The organism is Streptomyces sp. Tue6028 (assembly GCF_002300165.1).
Lineage (GTDB): Bacteria > Actinomycetota > Actinomycetes > Streptomycetales > Streptomycetaceae > Streptomyces > Streptomyces siamensis.
On sequence record NZ_MLCE01000006.1, the window covers coordinates 53586 to 76313 of the forward strand.

General features: G+C 73.3%; 22 protein-coding genes. 9 read left to right on the forward strand and 13 right to left on the reverse strand.

All coding sequences use genetic code 11. The annotated features are described in order from the left end of the window. The first annotated feature begins 6 nt into the window (after positions 1-6). Both BKI49_RS04910 and BKI49_RS04915 read left to right on the forward strand, forming a co-directional pair. Positions 7-624, forward strand: a complete 618-nt coding sequence (locus BKI49_RS04910) for a 5-oxoprolinase subunit B family protein (protein WP_095933141.1) — start codon at positions 7-9, stop codon at positions 622-624. Beyond that, positions 621-1490 carry a 5-oxoprolinase subunit C family protein gene (locus BKI49_RS04915; protein ID WP_095932961.1) on the forward strand — a complete coding sequence of 290 codons (870 nt, stop codon included), beginning with the start codon at positions 621-623 and terminating at the stop codon, positions 1488-1490. The genes BKI49_RS04910 and BKI49_RS04915 overlap by 4 nt, the downstream gene beginning before the upstream one ends. Here BKI49_RS04915 and BKI49_RS34975 read toward each other — a convergent pair. The 6 genes from BKI49_RS34975 to BKI49_RS04940 form a co-directional block, all read right to left on the reverse strand. After that, positions 1468-1746, reverse strand: a complete 279-nt coding sequence (locus BKI49_RS34975) for a hypothetical protein (protein WP_143658381.1) — start codon at positions 1744-1746, stop codon at positions 1468-1470. The two genes, BKI49_RS04915 and BKI49_RS34975, sit on opposite strands and share 23 nt — an antisense overlap. A 92-nt stretch (positions 1747-1838) precedes the next feature. Next, on the reverse strand, positions 1839-2684 hold the full coding sequence (locus BKI49_RS04920) for an SGNH/GDSL hydrolase family protein (protein ID WP_095932962.1): 846 nt from the start codon (positions 2682-2684) through the stop codon (positions 1839-1841). Further along, a complete protein-coding gene (locus tag BKI49_RS04925) occupies positions 2681-3835 on the reverse strand; it encodes a glycosyltransferase (protein ID WP_095932963.1) in 1155 nt (384 codons plus the stop codon). Before BKI49_RS04925 ends, BKI49_RS04920 begins: the two co-directional genes overlap by 4 nt. Beyond that, the gene (locus BKI49_RS04930; RefSeq protein ID WP_095932964.1) at positions 3832-5076 is read right to left on the reverse strand and encodes a glycosyltransferase family 4 protein; all 1245 of its coding nucleotides are present in this window, start codon (positions 5074-5076) and stop codon (positions 3832-3834) included. Before BKI49_RS04930 ends, BKI49_RS04925 begins: the two co-directional genes overlap by 4 nt. Before the next feature lie 139 nt (positions 5077-5215). After that, on the reverse strand, positions 5216-6634 hold the full coding sequence (locus BKI49_RS04935; protein ID WP_095932965.1) for a HEAT repeat domain-containing protein: 1419 nt from the start codon (positions 6632-6634) through the stop codon (positions 5216-5218). Positions 6635-6934: 300 nt separating this feature from the next. Then, complete coding sequence (locus BKI49_RS04940; RefSeq protein ID WP_095932966.1) at positions 6935-7327, reverse strand: ankyrin repeat domain-containing protein; 393 nt, start codon at positions 7325-7327, stop codon at positions 6935-6937. A 347-nt stretch (positions 7328-7674) separates the two neighbouring features. Here BKI49_RS04940 and BKI49_RS04945 point away from each other — a divergent pair, with 347 nt between their 5' ends. Together BKI49_RS04945 and BKI49_RS04950 are read left to right on the forward strand one after the other, a co-directional pair. Further along, positions 7675-7869, forward strand: coding sequence for a hypothetical protein (locus BKI49_RS04945; protein WP_028803620.1), 195 nt, complete (start codon positions 7675-7677; stop codon positions 7867-7869). A 37-nt stretch (positions 7870-7906) separates the two neighbouring features. Then, positions 7907-9532 carry a P-loop NTPase family protein gene (locus tag BKI49_RS04950; RefSeq protein ID WP_095932967.1) on the forward strand — a complete coding sequence of 542 codons (1626 nt, stop codon included), beginning with the start codon at positions 7907-7909 and terminating at the stop codon, positions 9530-9532. A 133-nt stretch (positions 9533-9665) separates the two neighbouring features. Here BKI49_RS04950 and BKI49_RS04955 read toward each other — a convergent pair whose 3' ends face one another. Further along, positions 9666-11165 (reverse strand): SCO1417 family PLP biosynthesis transcription factor, encoded by a 1500-nt coding sequence (locus tag BKI49_RS04955; RefSeq protein ID WP_095932968.1) that lies wholly within the window; start codon positions 11163-11165, stop codon positions 9666-9668. Between the two features lie 99 nt (positions 11166-11264). Between BKI49_RS04955 and yczE the strand changes: the two genes are divergently transcribed. From yczE to BKI49_RS04975, 4 genes are all read left to right on the forward strand, one after another. Next, on the forward strand, positions 11265-11963 hold the full coding sequence (yczE, locus tag BKI49_RS04960) for a membrane protein YczE (RefSeq protein ID WP_257004621.1): 699 nt from the start codon (positions 11265-11267) through the stop codon (positions 11961-11963). Further along, entirely contained in the window at positions 11960-12727 is a 768-nt protein-coding gene (locus BKI49_RS04965; protein WP_095932969.1) for a glycerophosphodiester phosphodiesterase family protein, read from the forward strand. Before yczE ends, BKI49_RS04965 begins: the two co-directional genes overlap by 4 nt. A gap of 42 nt (positions 12728-12769) precedes the next feature. After that, a complete protein-coding gene (locus tag BKI49_RS04970) occupies positions 12770-14119 on the forward strand; it encodes an MFS transporter (RefSeq protein WP_095932970.1) in 1350 nt (449 codons plus the stop codon). Between the two features lie 255 nt (positions 14120-14374). After that, positions 14375-14749: an RNA polymerase-binding protein RbpA gene (locus tag BKI49_RS04975; protein WP_003977404.1), complete on the forward strand. Its 375-nt coding sequence runs from the start codon at positions 14375-14377 to the stop codon at positions 14747-14749. A gap of 408 nt (positions 14750-15157) precedes the next feature. Here BKI49_RS04975 and fxsA read toward each other — a convergent pair whose 3' ends face one another. From fxsA to BKI49_RS04995, 4 genes are all read right to left on the reverse strand, one after another. Beyond that, positions 15158-15730 carry an FxsA family membrane protein gene (fxsA, locus tag BKI49_RS04980; RefSeq protein ID WP_095932971.1) on the reverse strand — a complete coding sequence of 191 codons (573 nt, stop codon included), beginning with the start codon at positions 15728-15730 and terminating at the stop codon, positions 15158-15160. Between the two features lie 149 nt (positions 15731-15879). Next, positions 15880-16671: a polyprenol monophosphomannose synthase gene (locus BKI49_RS04985; RefSeq protein WP_095932972.1), complete on the reverse strand. Its 792-nt coding sequence runs from the start codon at positions 16669-16671 to the stop codon at positions 15880-15882. A 540-nt stretch (positions 16672-17211) separates the two neighbouring features. Then, positions 17212-18837 (reverse strand): amidohydrolase, encoded by a 1626-nt coding sequence (locus BKI49_RS04990; protein WP_095932973.1) that lies wholly within the window; start codon positions 18835-18837, stop codon positions 17212-17214. Between the two features lie 66 nt (positions 18838-18903). Further along, on the reverse strand, positions 18904-19344 hold the full coding sequence (locus BKI49_RS04995; RefSeq protein WP_028803629.1) for an Lrp/AsnC family transcriptional regulator: 441 nt from the start codon (positions 19342-19344) through the stop codon (positions 18904-18906). Positions 19345-19610: 266 nt separating this feature from the next. On the opposite strand from BKI49_RS04995, the gene BKI49_RS05000 reads away from it, so the two are divergent. Beyond that, a complete protein-coding gene (locus BKI49_RS05000; RefSeq protein ID WP_095932974.1) occupies positions 19611-20048 on the forward strand; it encodes a hypothetical protein in 438 nt (145 codons plus the stop codon). Between the two features lie 10 nt (positions 20049-20058). On the opposite strand, the gene BKI49_RS05005 is transcribed toward BKI49_RS05000, so the two are convergent. Together BKI49_RS05005 and BKI49_RS05010 are read right to left on the reverse strand one after the other, a co-directional pair. Continuing rightward, complete coding sequence (locus BKI49_RS05005; protein ID WP_095932975.1) at positions 20059-21171, reverse strand: phosphotransferase family protein; 1113 nt, start codon at positions 21169-21171, stop codon at positions 20059-20061. Positions 21172-21184: 13 nt separating this feature from the next. Then, positions 21185-22297, reverse strand: coding sequence for an Rv3169 family protein (locus tag BKI49_RS05010; protein ID WP_095932976.1), 1113 nt, complete (start codon positions 22295-22297; stop codon positions 21185-21187). Between the last annotated feature and the right edge of the window lie 431 nt (positions 22298-22728).

Genomic DNA, 22728 nt, shown 5'->3' on the forward strand with positions numbered 1-22728 from the left:
GACGGGGTGCGGGCGCTGCCCGTCGGGGAGAACGCCCTGCTCGTCGAGGTCCCTTCCGGCGACGCCGCCCAGGCCCTGCACGCGGAGCTGTTGCGTCGTCGCGCCGAGGGGTCCCTGTCCGTGCGGGAGATCGTGCCGGCGGCCCGTACCGTCCTCCTGGACGGTGTGGACGACCCCGTGGGACTGGCCGGGCGGCTGCCCTCGTGGCACATCCCGCCGCTGCCCGCGCGCGCGGACGGCGCCGTCGAGATCCCCGTGCGCTACGACGGCCCCGACCTTGCGGACGTCGCGGCTCTGTGGGGTGTCGACGAGCGGGAGGTGCCCGCGATCCACGCGGCGGCCGAGTTCCGGGTCGCCTTCTGCGGGTTCGCCCCCGGCTTCGGCTATCTCACGGGGCTGCCGACCCGGTACGACGTGCCCCGCCGGGCGACCCCGCGCACGGCGGTCCCGGCGGGTTCCGTGGCGCTCGCCGGTCCGTACACGGGCGTGTACCCGCGTTCCTCGCCGGGCGGCTGGCAGCTGATCGGCACGACGGACGCGGTGCTGTGGGACCACGCGCGCGTGCCCGCGGCGCTGCTGACACCGGGTGCCCGGGTCCGCTTCGTCCCGGCGGAGCTCTCATGACGGACCGTGCCCTGTCGGTCGTCCGATCCGGAGCCCTCACCACCGTCCAGGACGAGGGCCGCCCCGGCCACGCGCACCTCGGCGTACCGCGCTCCGGCGCGCTCGACCCGCCCGCGGCGGCACTGGCCAACCGGCTCGTCGGCAATCCGGCCGGGGCGGCCGTCCTGGAGACGACGCTCGACGGCTGCGCCCTGCGGCCGCGTTCGGCGGTCGTCGTGGCGGTGACGGGAGCGCCGTGCCCGGTGACGGTGGACGGCCGTCCCGCCGCCTGGGGCGCGCCCGTGCACGTGCCTGCCGGGGCACTCCTGGACGTCGGCTCCGTGCGCGCGGGGCTGCGCAGTTACGTGGCCGTCTCGGGAGGCGTGGCCGTGGAGCCGGTCCTCGGGAGCCGTTCCACCGACCTCCTCTCGGGCCTCGGCCCGGTGCCCCTCACGGACGGCACGGTGCTGCCCGTGGGCCGGCCCGGCGTGCTCCACGCGCGCGTGGACGTCGTCCCGCACGTCGCGCCGCCCTCCGAACTGGTGCTGCGCGTGACCCCAGGTCCGCGCGACGACTGGTTCACGGCGTCGGCGCTGCGCACCCTCACCACACGCCCGTACCGGGTGTCCTCGGCGAGCAACCGCATCGGCCTGCGGACGGACGGGCCCCCGCTGGAGAGGGCCGTCTCCGGCGAACTCCCTAGCGAGGGCCTGGTCCTGGGCGCCGTCCAGGTACCGCCGGACGGCAGACCGGTGGTGTTCCTCGCCGACCATCCGACCACCGGCGGGTACCCGGTGATCGCGGTCGTCCGTCGCGCCGACCTCCCGGCAGCCGCTCAGGCGGTGCCGGGCACGCCGGTCCGCTTCATGCTCGTACGCCGTCGCTGAGCACGCGGCCGACGAGCGCGGGCGCGCCGCCGGGGCGGGGCCGCACGCCGACACCGGGCACCCCTGCGCCGATGTCGCACGGGCGTAGGCCGACACCGAGCATCCGGATACGGCTGCCACGCAGTCGCACACCGACACCCGGCATCCGTACACCGCTGCCGCCCAGTCGCACACCGACACCCAGCAGCCATGCGCCGCTGCCGCCCAGTCGCACACCGACACCCAGCGTCCGTACACCGCTGCCACGCAGTCGCACACCGACACCTGGCATCCGTACGCCACTGCCACGCAGTCGCACACCGGCACCCGGCAGCCATGCGCCGCCCGAAGAAGGTCGCACCCCGCTCCTCATGCCACGTCCGGCTGTTCGGCCGCCGAGAGGGCGGCGAGCGCGGATGCCACGGCGTGCGAGGCGCTCAGGTCGAGCCGGGCGCTGGTGCCGCGCGCCCGGTGCCGTACCTCGGCGGCGGCGAGGGTGAGGAGCTGCGGCAGCAGGTCCGTGCAGCGGCGGGCCACCCACCCCGTGCCCGCGGTGGCCAGCCACCACAGGCCGGCCGACCGGGTGGGCGGCGGGAACTCGGGCTCGGCGCGGGGCGCCGTCCCCTCGGCGATGCCCTCGCGCGTGAGCAACGCATGGAAGCGGAGGGCGAGTTGCCGGTGCCCGCGCTCTCCGGGGTGCAGCCGGTCCGCGCTCCACATCGCGCGGTCCCGCAGCCACGCGCCCTCCGCGGCGTGCAGGTGCACCGCCCCGTACCGCTCGGACAGCGCGTGCACGACGGTGTTGACCGCCCGCTGCCGCCGGGCCAGGGGGCGGGCCAGGGCGCCCGGCAGCCCGAGCATGGCGCCGGGGTCCGGCAGGCACGCGGTGAGCAGGACGGCGTCCTGGCCCCGGAAGGCCGCGTACACCTTGTCGAGCCGGGCGGCCACGGCATGGATGTCGAAGGTGCACCGCAGGGTGTCGTTGACGCCGATCACGACGGACACCACGTCCGGCCGCAGGGCCAGCGCCACCGGTGTCTGCCGCTCCAGCACATCGCGGGTCTGTGCCCCGCTCACGGCGAGGTTGGTGAAGTCGACGGACCGGGCGAGGCCGTCGGCCAGCAGCGCGGCCCATCCCCGACGGCGCTCGCCCACGGGGTCGCCCACGCCTTCCGTGAGCGAGTCGCCGAGGGCCACGAACCGAAGCGGTCTCATCCCACGCCCTCCTGGAGACGCGGCCGCACCTGGACCTCGGCGTCGTGCGCGGCGAGGAAGCCGGCCACGGCGTCGCCCCAGCCGAAGCACTCCGCACGCGCGCGTGCCGCGTCCCTGCGCTCGCGTTCGGGCCGGCCGAGCAGCAGCCGTACCGCGTCCGCGAAGGACTCCCCGCTGTCCGCCGCCGTGGCGCCGGCCGCACCGACGATCTCCGGAAGGGCGGACAGCGCGCTGGCCACCACGGGGGTCCCGCAGGCCATGGCCTCCAGCGCGGCGAGCCCGAACGTCTCGGCAGGACCGGGCGCCAGGCACACGTCGGCGGTGGCCTGGAGAGCGCCCAGGGCGGCACGGTCGGCGACGTGCCCGAGGAACGTGACGGGCAGGTTCCGCTCCCGTGCGCGCTGTTCGAGCCGGGCCCTGAGCGGCCCGTCCCCGGCGACGACGAGAACGGCCCGCTGTCCGCGCCGCAGCAGCGCCTCCAGCGCGTCGAGCGCCGTGCCCGGCCGCTTCTCGACCGACAGCCGCGAGCACATCACGAGCAACACCTCGCCCCCGCGCGTGTGGCGGGCCCGCAGCGCGTCGTCCCGCAGCGCGGGATGCCGTCCCACCAGGTCGACGCCCAGGGGGGCACGGACGACGTTGCGGGCGCCGATCCGGACGAACTCGCGCTCGGCGAACTCGGTGGTGCACACCACGCGCGCGTAGGTGTGCGCGGTGCGGACGTTGAGGGCGTCGGCTGTCCGCCGGGCCAGCCCCTCCGGCAGCCCCCAGGTCCGCAGCACCCCGTCGGCGGTCTCGTGGGAGACCATCACTGCGGGCACCCTGGCCCGCCGTGCCCACACCCCGGTCCAGCGCAGGGTGGTCCGGTCGGAGACCTCCAGGCGGTCGGGCGCGAGGGACTCCAGGAGCCCTGCCACCCGCCGCTTGTCGGTGAGCACCCGATAGCCGCCCGTCCCGGGCAGCAGCGGTCCGGGCAGCGTGATCACCCGGCCCTGTTCGGTCTCCTCGTCGCTCGCGCGCTCGCCGGGGACGACGAGGACCGGTTCGTGCCCGGCCGCCCGGTAGCCGGCGCCCAGCTCGCGCAGCGCGGTGCGCAGGCCGCCGGAGGCGGGGGCGACGAAGTTGGCCAGCCGTACGATGCGCAGCTTCATGCCGCCACCGGCTTCCGCGCGAAGAGCACGTCCGTGTAGTGCCCGATGAGCTGGTCGCCCACGGCGGCCCAGGTGCGGCCCTCGACCATGTCCCGCGCCGCGGTGCCGTAGGCCCTGCGCAGGCCGGGGTCGGCGGCCAGGGCGGCCACCGCGTCCCGTACGGCGCCGGCGTCGCGCGGCGGCACCAGCAGTCCCGTGCGGCCGTGGGCGACCAGGTCGAGCGGTCCGCCCGCGGCGGGTGCGACGACGGGCACGCCGCTCGCCATGGCCTCCTGCACGGTCTGGCAGAAGGTCTCGAAGGGGCCGGTGTGCACGAAGACGTCCAGGGAGGCGAAGATGCGGGCGAGTTCGTCGCCGGTGCGACGGCCGAGGAAGACGGCGCCGGGGAGGGCGCCCCTCAGGGTCGTCTCGCTCGGACCGTCGCCGACCACGACCACACGCACGCCGTCGAGGCCGCAGGCGCCGGCCAGCAGTTCGATGTGCTTCTCGGGGGCGAGCCGGCCGACGTAGCCCACGATCAGTTCGCCGTCGGGCGCCAATTCGCGGCGCAGCCTTTCGTCCCGGTGTCCGGGGCGGAAGCGGACCGTGTCGACGCCGCGCGGCCACAGTCGCACCCGGGGCACGCCGTGCGCCTCCAGATCGGCCAGGGCGGCGCTGGACGGGGCGAGGGTCCGGTCGGCGGCGGCGTGGACGGAGCGTATGCGCCGCCAGGCGGTGGCTTCGCCGGCGCCCATGTAGGTGCGGGCGTAGCCGGCGAGGTCGGTCTGGTAGACGGCGACGGCGGGGATGCCGAGCCGGGCGGCGGCGGCCATGCCGCGCACGCCGAGGACGAAGGGGCTGGCCAGGTGGACGATGTCGGCGCGGTGTTCGGTGATCGCGGCGGCGACACGTCGGCTGGGGAGGGCGACGCGGACCTGGGGATAGCCCGGGAGCGGGAGGGAGGGGACACGGACGACGGGGCAGGGCGCCGAGGCGTCGGCCCCCGTCCCGGCGACGGGTTCACCGCCCCGTCCGTGGGTGTCCTCCCACCCGGGCGGAGGGGAGAACGGGGAATCGGTCGGGGACGGGACGGACTTGGCGGACGCGGCGGACTTGGGCGACGCCGAGGACTTGGGGGACGCCGGAGCGACGACGAGGGGAGCGTGACCGCGATCGACGAGGTGCCGGGCGGTCTGGAGCGCGCAGTGGGCCACGCCGTTCACATCGGGGGGAAAGGATTCGGTCACGATGACGACACGCATACCGGTGTTGTCGCCGTGCCGGACGTGGACGCGTCAAAGTGGATCTTTCCGCGCGGGGAACGTCCCATGAGCGTTGCGCTGCGCCCCTGTCCAGGTCAGCCCGCGTCCACGCCCCCCTGACTCACGGGTCACCGAACGTTCATACGGCGGGCATGTCGGGTCCGATCCGGCTGCGGACCGCTGTCTGGACATCGGCCTCCTCGGCCGGATCCGCGGCCAGCCGGCGCAATTGGTCCACCACGCGCGCGTCACCGGTCTCGGCGTGCCGTGCGGCGACCTCGCGGGTGGTCTCCTCGCAGTCCCACAGGCATTCGACGGCGAAGCCGGCGGGGAACGAGGGGTCGGTGGCGGCCAGGGCGCGTGCGGCGCGCCCGCGCAGATGGGACGACGCCGTCTCCCGGTAGATGTGCCGCAGCACGGGGGCGGCACAGGCGATGCCGAGCCGTCCGGCGCCGTCGACGAGGGTCCACAGGGTGGGCGCGTCGGGGCCTTCGCCGCGTACCGCCTCGCGCAGTGCGTCGAGGACCAGTTCGCTGTCCTGGGCCCCGCCCCGGCAGGCGAGCATCCGCCCGGCGGCGGCCCCCAGGACGTCGGGCCGGTGCGCCCAGCCGCGCGCCCGGTCGACGGCGGCGACGCTACGCATCCGCTCGAAGGCGTCGACGGCGGCGTCCACGACGGCCGTCGAACCGGTGGCGACGGCCGCCTCGATCAGGTCGAGGGCTTCGGGGTCGTTGCCGTCGGCGAGATAGCGCAGGGCGGTGCAGCGCGCGCCCTCCCCGCCGTCGCGTGCGGCCGCGACGATCTCCGCCCGGTCCTCGGGACCCGCGACGGCCATGAGGCAGCGGGCGGCGGGGACGTGCAGCGCCGCGCCGCGGTCGATGCCCTGCTGCGCCCAGTCGAAGACCGCCTGCACGCTCCAGCCGGGCCGGGGCCCGCTGGGTCGCATCTGGCGCTGCCAGCGGTCGAAGGAGCCGGCCTCCTGAGCGGCACGCACGCGCGTGCCGACGGACGCGCGAGGATCGTCGGCCCACAGTCGCCAGGGCCGGGGTTCGAAGGCGTCGCGCACGGCGGTGGCGAGGGCGGCCTCGCCCTCCGGATCGGCCGGGAACCGGGCGAGCACGGGCGCGGCCAGGGCGCGCAGTCCCGCGTCGTCGTCACGCAGCGCCAGCTCGTCCAGCGCCCAGGCCCAGTTGGTGCCCACGGCGGCGTACCTGCGCAGCAGTTCGAGCGCGTCGCGCCTGCCGTACGAAGCGAGGTGGCCTAGCACCGCCAGGGTGAGCCCGGTGCGTGACTCGCACTCGTCGAGGGTGTCCTCGACGTCGAAGAGGTGGCGCTCGATCTCGTCGAGCTCGCCGCTCAGGTCGAGGTAGAGGCGGGCGTAGTAAAGGGAGCGGTTCTCCACCTGCCAGTCATGGCGGGGGTCCCGCAGCACACAGTGGTTCAGAGCCGCGAGCGCTTCGGCTCGCGGTGCGGTGAGCGCATGCAGCGTGCCGTCGCCGCGGCCCCTCTGGAGCAGGCCGAGCAGCGTGGCGCTGGGCGCTATGACCGGTTCGAACATGGGAAACAGCCTCACATCAAGCGTCGACGCAACCGGGAACCTGGATTACCTGGCCGCGTGACAACACGTCGGAGCGCCCGCCGTTTCTTGCTTGCTGTAGACCATCTTCCTCTGCCTCTCGTCGGTGGCCCATGCGGGCCGAATCACGGCCCGCGCGGTGCGGCAACACCTGCCCAGCCATCGCGTCCGTGAATCACGACGTCATGATGACTCGGCAGTTCTTCCTGCCGCGACCGTATTTCCGGCGGCCCCGTACCGCCTCCCCCGTTTTTTGCGTTTCGCCTGGTCAGGACATACGCGTCAGTGCGCGCCGAACAATTCGAGCAGTTCGGTCTTGCCGAACATGCGCGCGGTGTCGACGGCCGAGGGTGTCCCGGCGGCGGGATCGGCACCGGCGTCCAGAAGCACCCGGATCACGGCCTCCTCGCCCTTGAAGACGGCACCGGCGAGCGGTGTCTGGCCTCGGTCGTTCACGCGGTCGGCCTCGGCGCCGCGCTCCAGCAGGGCGCGGACGGCCTCGGCGTGGCCGTGGTAGGCGGCGAGCATCACGAGCGAGTCACCGCGGTCGTTGGTGAGGTTGGCCGGAACACCCGCGTCCACGTACGCCACGAGCGTCTCGGTCTCGCCGCGGCGGGCCAGATCGAAGATCTTGGTCGCCAGCTCCACGACCTCGGGGTCGGGGGCTTCACTCATCGGCCGGACCGCCTCTCACAACGACTACAACGGGGACTGCGGGAGCTTACGACAGCGAGCGGAGCTGTCACGCCCGGACCTGCACGGGGCCGGGGATGCGCCCGTACGGGTGAATCGCCAGCGTACTGGCTCCGGCGGCACATGACCGGCCCGGCCGACGGCAAAGATCACAGCGGATCCACGGGCCGACGGCGGACGCATCAGGACGGCCCGGGCGCCTCAGGACGGCTCTGCCACTTGGATGAAATCGCCAGGAAATCACCCAGTTGCACCTTTTATCGTATGGATACATCCTGTGATCCTGGAAGTACTCATGGTGACTGTCCCCACGAACCAGGAGAGCTCAAATGATCCTGTCCATCTCAGGTGTGGTCCTGCTCGGCGTCATCGTCTTTCTCTTCTTCCGCAAGGACGGCCTCAAGGCGTCGCACTGCCTGGTGTCGACCCTGTTCGGCTTCTACCTGGCGAGCACGGCCATCGCACCGAGCATCAAGGCCGGTGGCGAGAGCCTGGCGAGCCTCCTCGGCGGGATCAAGTTCTGACGCCCCTCCCCCTCGCACGCACCACCAGGAGACAGCAGTGGCCCGGCGCCCCCTCCCCCGCATTCTCAGCAACGGCAGCGCGCAGATCGCCCGAAGCCGGGAGCTGGCCAGGACGGCGGCCGACAGCGCCACCGATGTCCTCCACCCGCTGATCACGATCACCCGTGGACTGGGCCGGCTGGCCGGGGCCGGACGGCGCAAGTGGGCCGACACCCCCAAGGACCGGCGCGGGCCGCTGCTGTTCCTGGCGGCCTCCGCGGTCCTGGTCGTGGCTCTGCTGCCGTACGGACCGCTGCTCGCCGCCATCAGCCTGATGGCGGCGGCAGCGTGGACCGGACGCGAACGCGCGGCGCCCGAGCCCACGGGCCCCGACGAGTCCCAGATCCAGCGCCTCCAGTCGCTGTACGAGGCCCTGGTCCCGTACTTCTCGACGGCCGAGGACCCCGCTCCCCTGTACGCCCACGGCGGCGACTGGGAGAAGGCCTTCACCTCGTTCGAGTTCGACGACGACGGACGCGTGTCCCGTCTCCTCGTCCGCTATCCGGCGTACTTCACGGACGGCGAGGCGGAGTCCCGGGCCCGGATCGAGCAGTTGCTGCACGCGAAGTCGGGGCGCGGCCGCGAGTACCACTTCGCGTGGGACGAGGAGGGCAACGAACTCACGGTCGACGTGCTGCCTCCCCTCCCCACCGACATCGCCGCCCAGCGCTTCGTCACCGCGCCGGGCGAGACGGTCCTCGGATTCACCGACCCCGCCGACGTCCAGCGCACGCTGCCCCTCACCCACGGCGCGGAGCAGCGGGACGTCCCGCCCGTCGTCTGGCGCACGGGTGTCCGCTCGACCGAGCCGCACCTGCTGATCGCGGGCCAGCCCGGCAGCGGCACGACCACCCTGCTGCGCTCCATCGCCCTCCAGGCCCTCCAGCACGGCGACGTGGTCGTCGTCGAGGGCGCGGGCACCGGCGAGTACGCCTGCCTGACCGGCAGGGACGGTGTGCTGGCCGTCGAGTGCGCGCCGTCCGGGGCTCTCGCGAGCCTCGAGTGGGTGGCGCACGAGACGGAGCGGCGGCTGATCGCGGCGAACCGCGCCCGGCAGGCGGGGCACCCCGCTCCGGACGACGTCAAGAACCCGTTGTGGATCCTGCTGGACCGGCCCAGCGCTCTGGGTCACCTCGCCGCAGCCGACGGGCGCAACGACCCGCAGGGGCTCCTCCAGGTCCCCCTCCGCCACGGCAGGGCGGCCGGCGTCATGGTGGTGGTGGCGGAGCACTTCGACAGCCTCGACTGCCTCAGCGACGCCGTGCGGCAGCACACCCGCGCGCGCGTGGTGCTCGGCGCGGCGTCCTCCGAGCAGTTGGAAGCGGTGCTCGGGGCCCCGCCGCACACCACGCCGACCCGGGACGTCCCGCCCGGGCGCGGCTACGCCCGGCTCGGGAGCGGGCCCGTCCTCCGGCTCCAGGTTCCGGCGACTCCGGACCCGTACGACGACACGACCAGCGAGGCGCAACGGCAGGCCGTGCTCGACCTGCTTCCCGGACGGACGACTCCGGGTGCCCCGGACACCCGGCCCGTCGAGGCGCTCCCCGCGGAGGCGCAGCCTGCGAAGTCCGTCACCGCGGACTCCCAGCCCACGGCGTCCCTCCCGGTGGTGGCCGAGGGCTGAGACTCCCATCCCCTTCCGCACCTTCCCATCAGGCCTGAGCCGACGTCCCTCGGCTCGGGCCTGATGCTGTTGAAGCCCGGTGCGCGTGGCGGCGTGGCCCTCGGCCGTACGGCTTCGGGGGCTTCGGGGGCCGCTACGCCACGAACGTGCGCGGCGCCTCGTTCCCGGTGCTCGCACCGCTCTCGACCAGGCGGGCCGCCGCCGCCAGGCGCACCGCGGCCTCCTCGGCCACCGCGCCGCCCACGGTGAACGGCAGGCGTACATAGCCCTCGAAGGCGCCGTCCACACCGAAGCGGGGGCCGGAGGGGACGCGTACGCCGACGCGTTCGCCCATCTCGGCCAGCCGGGAGCCGGACAGCCCGCCGGTCCGCACCCACAGCGTGAGGCCGCCCCGGGGCACCGAGAACTCCCAGCCGGGCAGCTCACGCCGCACCGCGGCCACCAGGGCGTCGCGGTTCTCCCGGGCCTGCCCGCGCCGGATGTCCACGGCCTGCTCCCAGCCTCCGGTGCTGAGCAGCCAGTTCACGGCGAGCTGCTCCAGCACGGGTGTGCCCAGGTCGGCGTAGGCGCGGGCGGCGACCAGGCTGCGGATGACGTCGGGAGCGGCGCGCACCCAGCCGATCCGCATCCCGGCCCAGAAGGCCTTGCTCGCGGAGCCGACGGTGATGACGGTCGATCCCGCGGGGTCGAAGCCGCACACCGGGCGCGGCATGTCCAGCCCGTCCTCCAGATGCAGCTCGCTCATCGTCTCGTCGACGACGAGCACGGTGCCCGCCGAGCGTGCCGCCTCCACGAGCCCCCGCCGCCGGCTCTCGTCCGCGAGGGCGCCGGTCGGGTTGTGGAAGTCGGCGACCACGTAGGCGAGACGGGGGGCCGCGTCGCGCAGGACCTGACGCCAGCGGTCCATGTCCCAGCCCGCGAGCCCCTCGGCCATGGCGACGGGCACCAGCCGGGCTCCGGCCTCGCGCATCAGCTGGAGGATGTTGGCGTAGGAGGGGGACTCGACGGCGATGCGCTCGCCGCGTCCCGCGAACAGGTGGCAGATGGCGTCGATCGCGCCCATCGCCCCGGTGGTCACCATGATCTGCTCGGGCATGGTCGGGATCCCGCGCGCGGTGTACCGCTCCGCGATCATCGAGCGCAGCGCGGGCAGCCCGGCGGGATAGTCGCCGTGCGTGTGCGCGTACGGCGGCAGCTCCTCCAGGGCGCCCTGCACGGCACGGGTGAGCCATGGCTCGGGTGCGGGCAGCGCCGCGCAGCCGAGGTCGATCACGGACCCGAGGGCCTCGGGGGGCAACGGTTCCAGGCCGCGCGCGGGCAGCGGGTTGCCGGCCGGCACGGCGGTCCAGCTGCCCGCGCCGCGCCGGGACTCCAGGAACCCCTCGGCACGCAGCGCCTCGTAGGCCGCGGCGACGGTCGTACGGCTGACGGAGAGGGACAGTGCCAGTTCCCGCTCGGCGGGCAGCCGCGCGGCGACCGGCACCCGGCCCTCCAGCACCAGCAGCCGGATGCCGTCGGCGAGGGCGCGGTAGGCGGGCGGACGGCGGGTCCCGGGGCCCGCGGGCCGCTCCTGCTGGGAGTTGAGGAGCCGGGCGAGCTGTGCGGCGCCCACCGCCGAGGTCCACTGCGCCATGATTTCCAGTCCACCTTCCCCGAATTGGCCATGGATGGCTTTTCTTCTCAAGCCACAGAGTGTCACGAGCCAGGCCAGTCCGACCACAGGGGGCACCACTTGTCCATTCGCTCCGCGCGTTCGCACCCCGTCGAGGGCCCCTCGGGCCCCCTGTCCCGGCGGCTGCCGCACCGCCTCGTCCAGCTGTACGTGGGCCTGGCCCTGTACGGCGCGAGTTCGGCGCTCCTCGTGGAGTCGGGGCTCGGCCTGGAGCCCTGGAACGTGCTGCATCAGGGGCTCGCCGAGCTGACCGGTCTGACGATCGGCGTGGTGTCGATCATCGTGGGGGCGGCGGTACTGCTGCTGTGGATCCCGCTGCGCCAGCGCCCGGGCCTCGGTACCGTCTCCAACGTCTTCGTGGTCGGCATCGCGATGGACGGCACACTGGCGCTGCTGCCCGACGCGCACACACTGGCGGTGCGGATCCCGCTGCTGGTGGCGGGCGTCCTGCTGAACGGCGTGGCGACCGGCCTCTACATCTCGGCGCGCTTCGGCCCGGGTCCCCGAGACGGTCTGATGACGGGCCTGCACCGGCGCACCGGCCGCTCGATCCGCGTGGTGCGCACGGTCCTCGAACTGGCCGTCGTCGCCACAGGCTTCGCGCTCGGCGGCACGGTCGGCGTCGGCACGGTGCTGTACGCGGTCGCGATCGGCCCCCTCGCCCAGCTCTTCCTGCGTGTGTTCTCCGTCCCGACGGCATCGGCCGGCAGCGCCATCGTTGCCACCGGGCAACCGGAGCGCGCGATACTGCCCGGGTGAGCACGCGCATACGCCATCCGTACCTCGACCATCCCGGCCCGATCGCGTTCGCGCACCGGGGCGGGGCGGCGGACGGCCTGGAGAACACCCTCGCCCAGTTCCGCCGCGCGGTGGAGACCGGCTACCGCTACATGGAGACCGATGTACACGTGACGGCGGACGGCAGGCTCGTCGCCTTCCACGACGACACCCTGGACCGGGTGACGGACGGGGCGGGCCGGATCGCGGACCTCCCCTGGGACGACGTGCGCCACGCGCGCGTGGCGGGCGAGGAACCGGTGCCGCTGTTCGAGGAGCTGCTCGACACCTTCCCCGACGTGCGCTGGAACGTGGACGTGAAGGCCGAACCCGCGCTCCGGCCCTTCCTCGACCTGGTCGAGCGGACCGGGGCCTGGGACCGCGTGTGCCTCGGCTCCTTCTCCGAGGCGCGGGTCGCGCGCGCCCAGCGCCTGGCCGGGCCGCGCCTCGCGACGTCGTACGGCACCCGCGGTGTCCTCGGCCTGCGGCTGCGCTCCTGGGGCGTGCCCGCGCCGCTGCGCCGCTCCGCGGTCGCCGCCCAGGTGCCCGAGTCGCAGTCCGGTGTGCCGGTGGTCGACCGCCGCTTCGTACGGGCCGCGCACGCGCGCGGGCTCCAGGTGCACGTGTGGACCGTGAACGAACCGGAACGGATGCACCGGCTCCTGGACCTGGGAGTCGATGGCATCATGACCGATCACATCGACACGCTGCGCAAGGTCCTGGAAGACCGGGGCACCTGGTTCTGAGCCTCCTCGCGCGGTCCGTTCACGGGGAAGCGAGGGGCACGGGTGAGCACTGACACCGTGCGCACGGAGCCGGCCGACGAGGCCGCCGAGCGCCGTCGCGAGCAGCGCGGCTGGTACTTCTACGACTGGGCCTGCTCCGTCTACTCGACGAGCGTGCTGACCGTCTTCCTCGGCCCCTATCTCACGTCGGTGGCGGAGCACGCGGCGGACGCGGACGGCTTCGTCCACCCCCTGGGCGTCCCGGTCCGCGCCGGCTCCTTCTTCGCCTACGCGGTCTCGGCGTCCGTCGTCCTGTCGATCCTCGTGATGCCGGTGGCGGGCGCGGCGGCGGACCGGACCGGCCGCAAGAAGCCGCTGCTCGCGGCCGCCGCCTATCTGGGCGCCGCGGCCACCACGGGCATGTTCTTCCTGGACGGCGACCGCTATCTGCTGGGCGGGGCGCTGCTGGTCGTCGCCAACGCGTCGGTGGCCGTGTCGATGGTCCTCTACAACTCCTACCTGCCGCAGATCGCCCCGCCGGAGGAACGCGACGCCGTCTCGTCCAGGGGCTGGGCCTTCGGATACGCGGCCGGCTCCCTGGTGCTGGTCGCGAACCTGGTCCTGTTCACCAGCCACGACTCCTTCGGCGTCTCCGAGTCGACGGCGGTCCGCATCTGTCTGGCGTCGGCGGGCATCTGGTGGGGCGCCTTCACCCTCGTCCCCCTCAAACGGCTGCGGGACCGCCGTACGACCCCCGCCGGGGGGCCGTCGGTGCACGGCTGGCGGCAGCTGGCGGCCACGGTGCGGGACATGCGCGGCAAACCGCTCACCCTCGCGTTCCTGCTCGCGTACCTCGTCTACAACGACGGCATCCAGACCGTCATCTCGCAGGCCTCCGTGTACGGCTCCGAGGAGCTCGGGCTGAGCCAGTCCACCCTGATCGTGGCCGTCCTGCTGGTCCAGGTGCTCGCCGTCGGCGGCGCGCTGGGCATGGGGCGGCTGGCCCGCGTCTACGGCGCGAAACGTACGATCCTCGGTTCGCTCGTCGCCTGGACGGTGACCCTGGGGGCCGGGTATTTCCTCCCCGCGGGCAGGCCCGTCTGGTTCTTCGTCCTCGCGGCCGGCATCGGCCTGGTCCTGGGCGGCAGTCAGGCGCTGTCGCGCTCCCTGTTCTCGCATCTGGTGCCGCGCGGCAAGGAAGCGGAGTACTTCTCGGCGTACGAGATGAGCGACCGCGGGATGAGCTGGCTCGGGCCGCTGCTGTTCGGTCTGACGTACCAGCTCACCGGAAGTTATCGGGACGCGATCATCTCGCTGGTGGCCTTCTTCGTCATCGGGTTCGTGCTGCTCGCCCGGGTCTCGGTGGGTCAGGCGGTCCGCGACGCGGGGAATCCCGTACCGGACAGGATTTAGCACCCGGCGCCAAAGAGCGGTAGTGTACGCGTTTGGCCTACCAGGCGTACCGTTACTGCGCGTCAAAGATGCTGAAGCGTTGGGTGACATCTGTTCCCAGATGTGACAAACCGGGCGGCTGTGGGTACAACAAGGGGCGGCTACGACGGCGACGCATCACCCGCAACGGGAATCTTTACCGCCGACCGGACGTTGACCGGATGACGACGACAGCGACACCTGTCCTGTGGGCGACAAGCCCGGGAGGCACGATTCATGAGTGAGCGAGCTCTTCGCGGCACGCGCCTCGTGGTGACCAGCTACGAGACGGACCGCGGCATCGACCTGGCCCCGCGCCAGGCCGTGGAGTACGCATGCGAGAAGGGGCACCGGTTCGAGATGCCCTTCTCGGTCGAGGCGGAGATCCCGCCGGAGTGGGAGTGCAAGGTCTGCGGGGCCCAGGCACTCCTCGTGGACGGCGACGGCCCTGAGGAAAAGAAGGCCAAGCCCGCGCGTACCCACTGGGACATGCTGATGGAGCGGCGTACCCGAGAGGAACTCGAAGAGGTCCTCGAAGAGCGCCTGGCCGTCCTGCGCTCCGGCGCGATGAACATCGCGGTGCATCCGCGGGACAGCCGCAAGTCCGCCTGACCCCACGGGGCCGGACGGCATACACAACGCACGCCGAGACCGCGGGCACGTACGTCAGTCGTACGGGTCCGCGGTCTCGTGCTGCTCTGGGCCACGTCTCGCGTGCAGCCCTGACTTCTGGCGTGCAGCCCTGAGCACGTCCCGCGTGCTGCCCCCGGCCGCGTGCAGCCCTGAGCACGTCCCGCGTGCTGCCCCGGGCCGCGTCGCGGGCCGTCCCGACCTCCGGGCGCCCCAGAAATGGGTCGTCCCGCGCCCCCAGTCCCGCACAGGCGCCCGGCACAGCCCCGACCCGCCCTTCGCCGCTCGCGAGTACCCCGGTCGCGCCACGCGGGCACCTCGCACCGCATGCGCGAGGACCCCGCCCTCGGCCGGGCGGGGTCCTCGCGACGGGCGTACGGCGCCCGGAGGTCAGCGGGTCAGCGGCGGGTACTCCCCGGGCTGCGGGCTCGGCCGGTCCTCGTCCCTGATGACCTCGCCCGGCACCACCTTGCCGTCGGGGCGATGGATGCGGGCCTGCTGGAACGCGTCGCCGAAGGTGCCGGGGACGGCCTCCCGCATCTTGCGGTCGAGGGTGCGCTCCGCGTACCGGCCGACGGCCTTCTGGACAGCCGGGATCAGCAGGAGAAGACCCACGGCGTCGGAGATGAGTCCCGGGATCATCAGCAGCAGACCGCCGAGCATCATCAGGCCGTTGCCCCGGCCGCCCTGGCCGGCGGGCGCGACACCGCTCTGCTGCTGTTGCAGCGTCTCGCTGAGGTTGCGGAAGGCTCGGCGCCCGGCGCGCTTGATGACCACCCCGCCGAGCACGAACCCGGCGGCCAGCAGCAGGAACACGGCGAAGCCGCTCGCCGTCCCCGCGACCACGGTCAGCAGCCAGATCTCCAGCACCAGCCACGCCGCGATGCCGAGCGGCAGGAAGGTGCGCAGCCGTGATCGCCGCGGCCGGGCGGGGTAGGAGGAAGTCGGAGCGCCAGTCGTCATGCTCCCAGTGTGCCTGGACCCGGCTCAGTACGGGATAAGCGAATGATCGGCCGGCCCACCCTCCACCGGAGAGCGCCCCCGCCTGGGCGAGGGGCAAGATGACGGGCGGCCGGGCGCCGGGGATGCCCCGCGGTGGCGCCCGGGGTGCGTCAGGAGGACTTCCGCCCGGTGATCCGTCCGACCCGCTCCCCCACACCCCACGTGGTGACGCGCCACAGCGCCTCCACCAGGATGTCGCGGCTCATCTTGGAGTCGCCGAGTTCCCGCTCCACGAAGGTGATGGGGACCTCCACGACGTGGTAGCCCGCCTTCACCGCGCGGCGCGCGAGATCCACCTGGAAGCAGTAGCCCTGGGAGGCGACCTCGCCGAGTCCGAGGCCTTCGAGGGTCTCGCGCCGGAAGGCGCGGTAGCCGCCGGTGACGTCACGGATCGGCACGTCGAGCAGCACGCGCGAGTAGAGGCTGCCGCCGCGGGAGATGAACTCACGGGACTTGGGCCAGTTCACCACCCGGCCGCCCGGCACCCAGCGGGAGCCGAGCACGAGGTCCGCGCCCTTGAGCGCGGTCAGCAGCCTCGGCAGCTCCTCGGGCTGGTGCGAGCCGTCGGCGTCCATCTCGATGAGCACGCCGTACCCGTTCTCGAGGCCCCAGCGGAAGCCCGCGAGATACGCGGCGCCGAGCCCTTCCTTGCCCTTGCGGTGCATCACCTGGACGTTGTCGTCCTCGGCGGCCAGCTCGTCGGCCAGCTTGCCGGTGCCGTCCGGGCTGTTGTCGTCGGCCACCAGGACGTGGGCCTCGGGCACGGCGGCGCGTACGCGGCCGACGATCCGCTTGATGTTCTCCGCCTCGTTGTAGGTCGGGATGATCACCAAGGCCGTGCCGAGCGGGCCGAACTGCCTCCCCTGGGCTTGTGCCGCGAGGGTCCCGTCGCCGTCGTTCACTGCTGCCCCTTCATGTCCGTACGCAGAGGTCCACCATAGTGCGCCCAACCTGCACTCCTGCGTCTGCGCGTCAGTACCGGGGTGTCGATTCGACAAGAGCGGGGTAAGACTGCGTTTCCGGAGGCTGGAGACGTGTTGCGGGATCGGGGCCCGGCGCCCTTCGGGCCGACCAGGGACCCGCTGGCTGCGAGTCGACCGAAAGCCGTTGTCTACTGAACGTCCGGGCCCCACCCGGGTCACACCTGCCGACTTGTCGGAACGTTCCCTCGCGTCGTGGCGCGGGCGCTGGGCCTGGCTCCCAGTGGTGGTGCGCCGGTGCGGCACATCACCCCTGACCCAGCGGCGCCTCGACGGCCGCGCGGAAGTTCCCCGGTCGGACGTCCGGTGGTGGACCCGGCCGAACCTACCGGCCCCCTGCCGCCCGGTGTCAACAGTCGTCTGAGCTGCGGTTTTCCACACAAACCCCTGGTCAGTGCGGAGGATGCGCAGGTCGCGCGACGAAGCCGCGGACGACGACGGGGGCCACGCCACCCCCGGACATCACTCGTTAGGCCGTACGAATACCGTCCGACCGCCGACGACGGTGCGCAGGCAGACGGGCAAGTCGCCTCCCGGGGTCAGATCCGGCAGTCCGGGCGTGCCGGACCGGGGGTCCGTCGACCAGCGGGCGACGCGGTCGTCCGGGGCCTGTACGACGAGGTCGCCGGTGCGCCAGACGGCGTAGTCGGCGGGCGCACCGGGCACCAGGATGCCCGCGTCGTCACGTCCGACGGCCCGCCAGCCGCCCCGCGTATGCGCCGTGAACCCGGCGCGTACGGACACCCGGTGCTCAGGTGTGCGGTGGAAGGCGGCGGCCCGTACGGTGCCCCACGGGTCGAGCGGGGTGACGGGGCTGTCGGAGCCGAACGCGAGCGGTACGCCGCTGCGCAGGAGGGCGGCGAAGGGGTTCAGCGCGCGAGCGCGTTCGGCGCCGAGACGCTGCGCGTACATGCCGTCCTCGCCGCCCCACAGCGCGTCGAAGGCGGGCTGCACGGAGGCGGTCAGGCCGAGCTCGGCGAAGCCCGCGATCGTCTCGGGGGTGAGCATCTCGGCGTGCTCGACGCGGTGCCGGGCGGCCCGGACCCGGGCCAGGCCGGCCTTCTCGGCGGCGGCGCGCACGCCCTCGACCACAGAGGCCACGGCGGCGTCGCCGATCGCGTGGAAGCCCGCCTGGAGGCCGGCCTCGGTGCAGGCCACCACGTGCGCGGCGACCGCGGCGGCGTCGAGGTAGGCGGTGCCGGTGTGCCCGGCGTCGGCGTAGGGCTGGTGCAGGCAGGCGGTGTGCGAGCCGAGGGAGCCGTCGGCGAAGAGGTCGCCCGCCGCGCCCAGCGCGCCGAGCGCGCGGGCCCTCTCGATGCCTTCCTCGCCCGCCTCGGCCCAGTAGCCGACGACCCGGGGGCCGGGCTCCTCGGCCGCGAGCCGCAGCAGGGCGGCGAAGTCGTCCTCCGAGGAGATGTCGGGGCCACCACATTCGTGCACGGAGCCGATGCCGAGCGAGGCGGCGTGCGCGAGGGCCGCGCGCTGGACCCGGGTGCGCTGCTCGCCGGTGACGGCGCCGAGGGCCGCGGCGCGCACGGCGTGGTGGGCGTCGCGGGTCAGGGGGCCGTCGGGCGAGTAACCGGCCTGGCCCGTGACGCCCGGGACCAGGTCGAGGAGCGCGGTGGTGACCACGGCCGAGTGCACGTCGATGCGGGAGAGGTAGAGGGGCCGGCCGCCGGTGGCCTCGTCGAGTGCGGCGCGCGTCGGGGACTGCCCGCCGGGCCAGCGGGCCGCGTCCCAGCCGTGCCCGAGCAGCACCCGGTCGCCGGGGTGGGCGGCGGCGAAGTCGCGCACCAGGGCGAGGGCCGTGTCCAGGGAGCGGGCGTCGGACAGCTCGAGGCCGCTGAGCGCGAGCCCGGTGGCGGTGGTGTGCACGTGCGCGTCCGTGAACGCCGGGGTGACCAGGGCGCCTTCGAGGTCCACGACCTCGTCGACCCCGTCCACGAAGGCGTCGGCCGCGCCCTCGGAGCCGACCCAGGCGACTTGTCCTCGCTCCACGACCATCGCGGTGGCGAAGGGGTCGGCGGGACTGTGGACCTCTCCACCGCGCAGCAGCACGGTGTCCGACGAGGCGGTGCTCTCACTCATGGGGACAGTCTCGCGCCTGCCGGCACGCTCCCCGCGCGCGGGGCCCGCAAAAGGGGGCGAACGACGTCAGATCCTGGGCGGTCGGGCCTCGTAGGGGGTGGACAGCACGACCGTCGTACGGGTCGACACACCCGCCAGGGTGCGCAGCCGGGCGAGGAGCTCCTCCAGCTCGTGCGGGGTGGAGACGCGCACCTTGAGGATGTAGTTCTCGTCGCCGGCGACGCTGTGGCAGGCCTCGATCTCCGGGACGTCGGCGAGACGCTCCGCGATGTCGTCCGGGGCGCTGGGGTCGAACGGTTTCACCGAGATGAAGGCGGTCATGGGCAGCCCGACGGCCTCCGGGTCCACGACCGCCGCGTAGCCGCGGATCACGCCGCGCTGCTCCAGCCGACGCACCCGCTGATGCACGGCGGACGTGGACAGGCCGGTGGCCTTGCCCAAGTCGGTGTAACTCATCCGCCCGTCTGCGACGAGCAGCTGCACAATCTGTCGGTCCAGCTCCTCCATGACGCAAGAACTTACAGGGCGCTTGATCCCCCGGATACCTCAGCGGCGCAGGTCATACCCTGTTTGTGATGTGTCTGTGCGTGAGCCGTGCGGCGCGCGGGGGACAAAACGACCGCGCCGGGCACCTGCACACGGCATGTGACGAACACCACACGCATGCAACCGGGTCCGTGATGTTCTCGTGATTACCGCAGAGACCGGACGGGAAGTGCTTGCTGTGGTCGAGGCCGCAGCGCCTTGTCGGCCCACCCGAGGGGGAGAATCCCATGCAGAGTCTTAAGCGCCCTGGTCGTACGGCACCCAAGCGGCAGCAGCCGGTTGTCGAGCCCGAGCCGGAGGGCGTCGAACCGGACGCCCTGGACGGCGAGGAGTTCGACGCGTACGACACCTTCGAGATGTACCGGGTGACCTGCCCGGACTGCGCGCAGCCCATCGCGCTCCTGGCTGACGAGGAGTTCCTGCCGGAGCACGCGCTGTGCGCCTCGCCGTGGAACCCGTTCGGGCTCACGGTCTGCTCGGGTACCGGCCGCGCGGCGGCCGACGCACGACCCGCGGACGAGTCCGCGGAACCCCAACAGCAGGACATGGCCCTGCTGTTGACGCTCCCTCAGGGGCTCGACTGGCGCATGCAGCCGTTCTCCCACGTGGGTGGTCCGGGCTCGCGCCCGATGCGCATCCCCGTGATGCCGCGCCAGGCCGCCTGACGCCGCGGACTCAGCGGCCGACGCCCGGTCCGTCCCAGTAACTGCCCTGCACCATGGCACGCAGGCTGTCGTGGTGCAGGATCAGTGTGTCCGGGTCCGCGGGTACGGCGACCTCGCCGAAGTGCGCCTGGCGGTAGGCGACGCGCAGCATGACGATCGCGTGCCGCAGCGCGGCGTACAGGGTGTAGAAGTCCATGTCCCGCGGTACGTGGCCGGTGAGTTCGGCGTAGCGCCGCTCGACGCGGTCGCGGCGCAGGAAACCGGGCAGGCCTGCCTGGCCGAAGCCCACGGTGAGGTCCTGGAAGAAGCGGTGCAGATAGACGGTCCAGCCGAGGTCGACCTCGCGCGGGGCCGGGGCCGCCATCTCCCAGTCGAGGACGGCGGCCGGTTCGAAGCCGTCGTAGACGACGTTCCCGATGCGCGCGTCACCCCAGTTGAGCACCGCCTCGCCCTCCTCGCGCGGCCAGAGCTCCTCAAGACGGTCGAAGGCGCTCTCGATGAGCGGTGAGCGCGACAGGCCGTCAGTCACCCATGCGTAGTAGGCGTGTTGGGATGCGACGTGTCGGCGCAGCGGGCTGCCGTCGCCGGGCAGCGCCAGGAAGTCGGCCTCCTTCACGGGCACCTGGTCGTGCAGTCGGGCCAGGAGTCCGATCGACGCCGCCTCCAGGTGCGCGCGCTCGTCGTCGCTCGCCGCGTGCAGCCAGTTCCCCTCGTACGTGTAGGGCATCACGTCGGGTGGCACGCGCCCGTCGACCCGTTCCATGACGAAGAAGGGCGCCCCGAGCGGCGCCGGGTCCTCCTCCAGCCAGAGCACCCGTGGCACCGGCAGGTCGGTGCGCTCGCCGACCAGGCGCATGGTGCGGTACTGCCGCGGCATGTCGTACACAGGGAACACGGTGTACGCCGACGGGTCCGCCGCGAGTCTCAACGCGCAGCCCCGCAGCGGTGGTTCGGGATGCTCGATGTCGAACAGGAGGGTCTCGCTGGACATTCCGTTGGACGCGGGGACGGTCACGTCGACGGCCGCGGCGCCGGGCAGCCTCGTCCGCAGCCAGGCGGTCAGCCGGCGCGCCAGCTCCTCGGGTTCGCGGGTGGTCGTGCGGGGGCGTGGTGCGGTGGCCATCTGACCACTCCCATCAGGGCGCTACGGAGTCGAAGCCGGTGAAGCCGCTCGGGTCGTGGCGGCCGAACGAGCCGTGCTCGAAGATCCCGTGACCGACCTGCCCGTCGAGGGTGAAGCGGGCCGCGTGGTCGACGACCCCGTACGCGGCGAGCGGATGCGCGGCGGGTTCGGCGAGGTCGTAGACGCGGCGGTCGGTCCAGTCGCGACCGCGCCAGGTGCCGTGCTGCCAGTCGTCGGCGGGTGGATAGCCCGCGCCGACGGCGAGCGGTGACGAGGTCAGCACCTGCACGCCCAGTTCCAGGGGTTTGCGGTCGACGGGGTCCGTGAGGTGGACGACGGCCGAGGTGGGCTCGCGCGTACCGGACCGGTAGGTGATGTCGGCCTGGGGCCAGCCGAGTTGGAGATCACGGTGGCCTTCGCGCACGAGGGTCGCGTCGTTGAGCGAGCGATGGCCGTCGGCGTCCTCCTGCACGACGACCATGAGGAAGCGGTCGTCGAAGCGGACGGGGCACCAGATCCAGTGGAACCCCTCGGTGGGGTTCTCCTCCGCGAGCCGACCGCCCTCCTCCCCCGGGGTCGGACGCACTCCCCAGCTGCGGTCGCGGGTGCCGGTCCACTCGCCCGCCGAGACGCGTATCTCCTCGCCGTCGACGCGGATGACGCCCTGGACGCCGCCCGCCTGCACGAAGCGGCGCCCCTCCAGCGTCAGACGGCCACCGCGGCGCTGGATGTGGTGCGGCTCCCACAGGGCCGGGAAGCCGGCGGTCCAGGTGATGTCGTAGGACAGGCAGTCGTCGTCCGACTGGAGGCGCAGGCGGCGCAGCGGCTCCTCGACGGTGATCCGCAGTGGGCCGACGGCGAGGTTCATGCGGTCGTCGCCGAGCGCGTCCGACGCCCGTACCGCGTGCAGGCGGTCTCCGAGACGCAGGGTGGCGTAGGCGTCGATCACGCCGAGGTTCGGATAGACGCCGAGGCCGAGGATCAGCAGCGCTCCGCCCTGGTGGTCGAGGACGTGGAAGATGCAGCGGTCGTACGCGTTCCGGTCACCGGTGGCGACGTGCCTCATGGACAGGGGCACCTGGTGCACCGGGTACTCGTCGAGGGCAACGGGACGGTCGTCGGGCACGGCAGGCCTCCCTGGACGCACGGCGGTCGACATCGCGCGACAGGGTGCGGCCCGGGCACGACGGCGAATTGACGGTACGTCAGATATCGCCGCACGGCCAGATCCCGCACGCCGGGCGATGCGACCCGCGACGACATGCCGCGGTCCGGGCGATATGCCTCCGCGACCGCATGACGCGGCCGGTGCGATACACACAGCAACCGCATGCCGCGGCCCGCGCGGAGCGCCTCGGCATCGCGTGCCGCGCCCCGGCCCGGACGCCGGACATCACGCGCCGGACGGCGCCCGGTGGGGGCGGGACGCCCGGTGAAGGCGGGACACTCAGTGAAGGCCGGACGCCCGGTGAAGGCAGGACGCCCGGTGAAGGCGGGACGCCCAGTGAAGGCCGGACGCCCGGCTCCGCACGTCGCGGGGCACACCCTGGCACCGGA

Excerpts from the sequence above, each read along its gene's own strand:
- BKI49_RS04925 (WP_095932963.1), bottom strand. The coding sequence starts at position 3,835 with ATGAAGCTGCGCATCGTACGGCTGGCCAACTTCGTCGCCCCCGCCTCC.
- BKI49_RS04955 (WP_095932968.1), bottom strand. The coding sequence starts at position 11,165 with ATGGCGCAGTGGACCTCGGCGGTGGGCGCCGCACAGCTCGCCCGGCTC.
- BKI49_RS04990 (WP_095932973.1), bottom strand. The coding sequence starts at position 18,837 with ATGAGTGAGAGCACCGCCTCGTCGGACACCGTGCTGCTGCGCGGTGGA.
- BKI49_RS04995 (WP_028803629.1), bottom strand. The coding sequence starts at position 19,344 with ATGGAGGAGCTGGACCGACAGATTGTGCAGCTGCTCGTCGCAGACGGG.
- BKI49_RS04975 (WP_003977404.1), top strand. The coding sequence starts at position 14,375 with ATGAGTGAGCGAGCTCTTCGCGGCACGCGCCTCGTGGTGACCAGCTAC.
- BKI49_RS05000 (WP_095932974.1), top strand. The coding sequence starts at position 19,611 with ATGCAGAGTCTTAAGCGCCCTGGTCGTACGGCACCCAAGCGGCAGCAG.
- BKI49_RS04930 (WP_095932964.1), bottom strand. The coding sequence starts at position 5,076 with ATGCGTGTCGTCATCGTGACCGAATCCTTTCCCCCCGATGTGAACGGC.
- BKI49_RS04915 (WP_095932961.1), top strand. The coding sequence starts at position 621 with ATGACGGACCGTGCCCTGTCGGTCGTCCGATCCGGAGCCCTCACCACC.
- BKI49_RS05005 (WP_095932975.1), bottom strand. The coding sequence starts at position 21,171 with ATGGCCACCGCACCACGCCCCCGCACGACCACCCGCGAACCCGAGGAG.
- BKI49_RS04935 (WP_095932965.1), bottom strand. The coding sequence starts at position 6,634 with ATGTTCGAACCGGTCATAGCGCCCAGCGCCACGCTGCTCGGCCTGCTC.
- BKI49_RS04945 (WP_028803620.1), top strand. The coding sequence starts at position 7,675 with ATGATCCTGTCCATCTCAGGTGTGGTCCTGCTCGGCGTCATCGTCTTT.
- BKI49_RS04920 (WP_095932962.1), bottom strand. The coding sequence starts at position 2,684 with ATGAGACCGCTTCGGTTCGTGGCCCTCGGCGACTCGCTCACGGAAGGC.
- BKI49_RS04940 (WP_095932966.1), bottom strand. The coding sequence starts at position 7,327 with ATGAGTGAAGCCCCCGACCCCGAGGTCGTGGAGCTGGCGACCAAGATC.
- fxsA (WP_095932971.1), bottom strand. The coding sequence starts at position 15,730 with ATGACGACTGGCGCTCCGACTTCCTCCTACCCCGCCCGGCCGCGGCGA.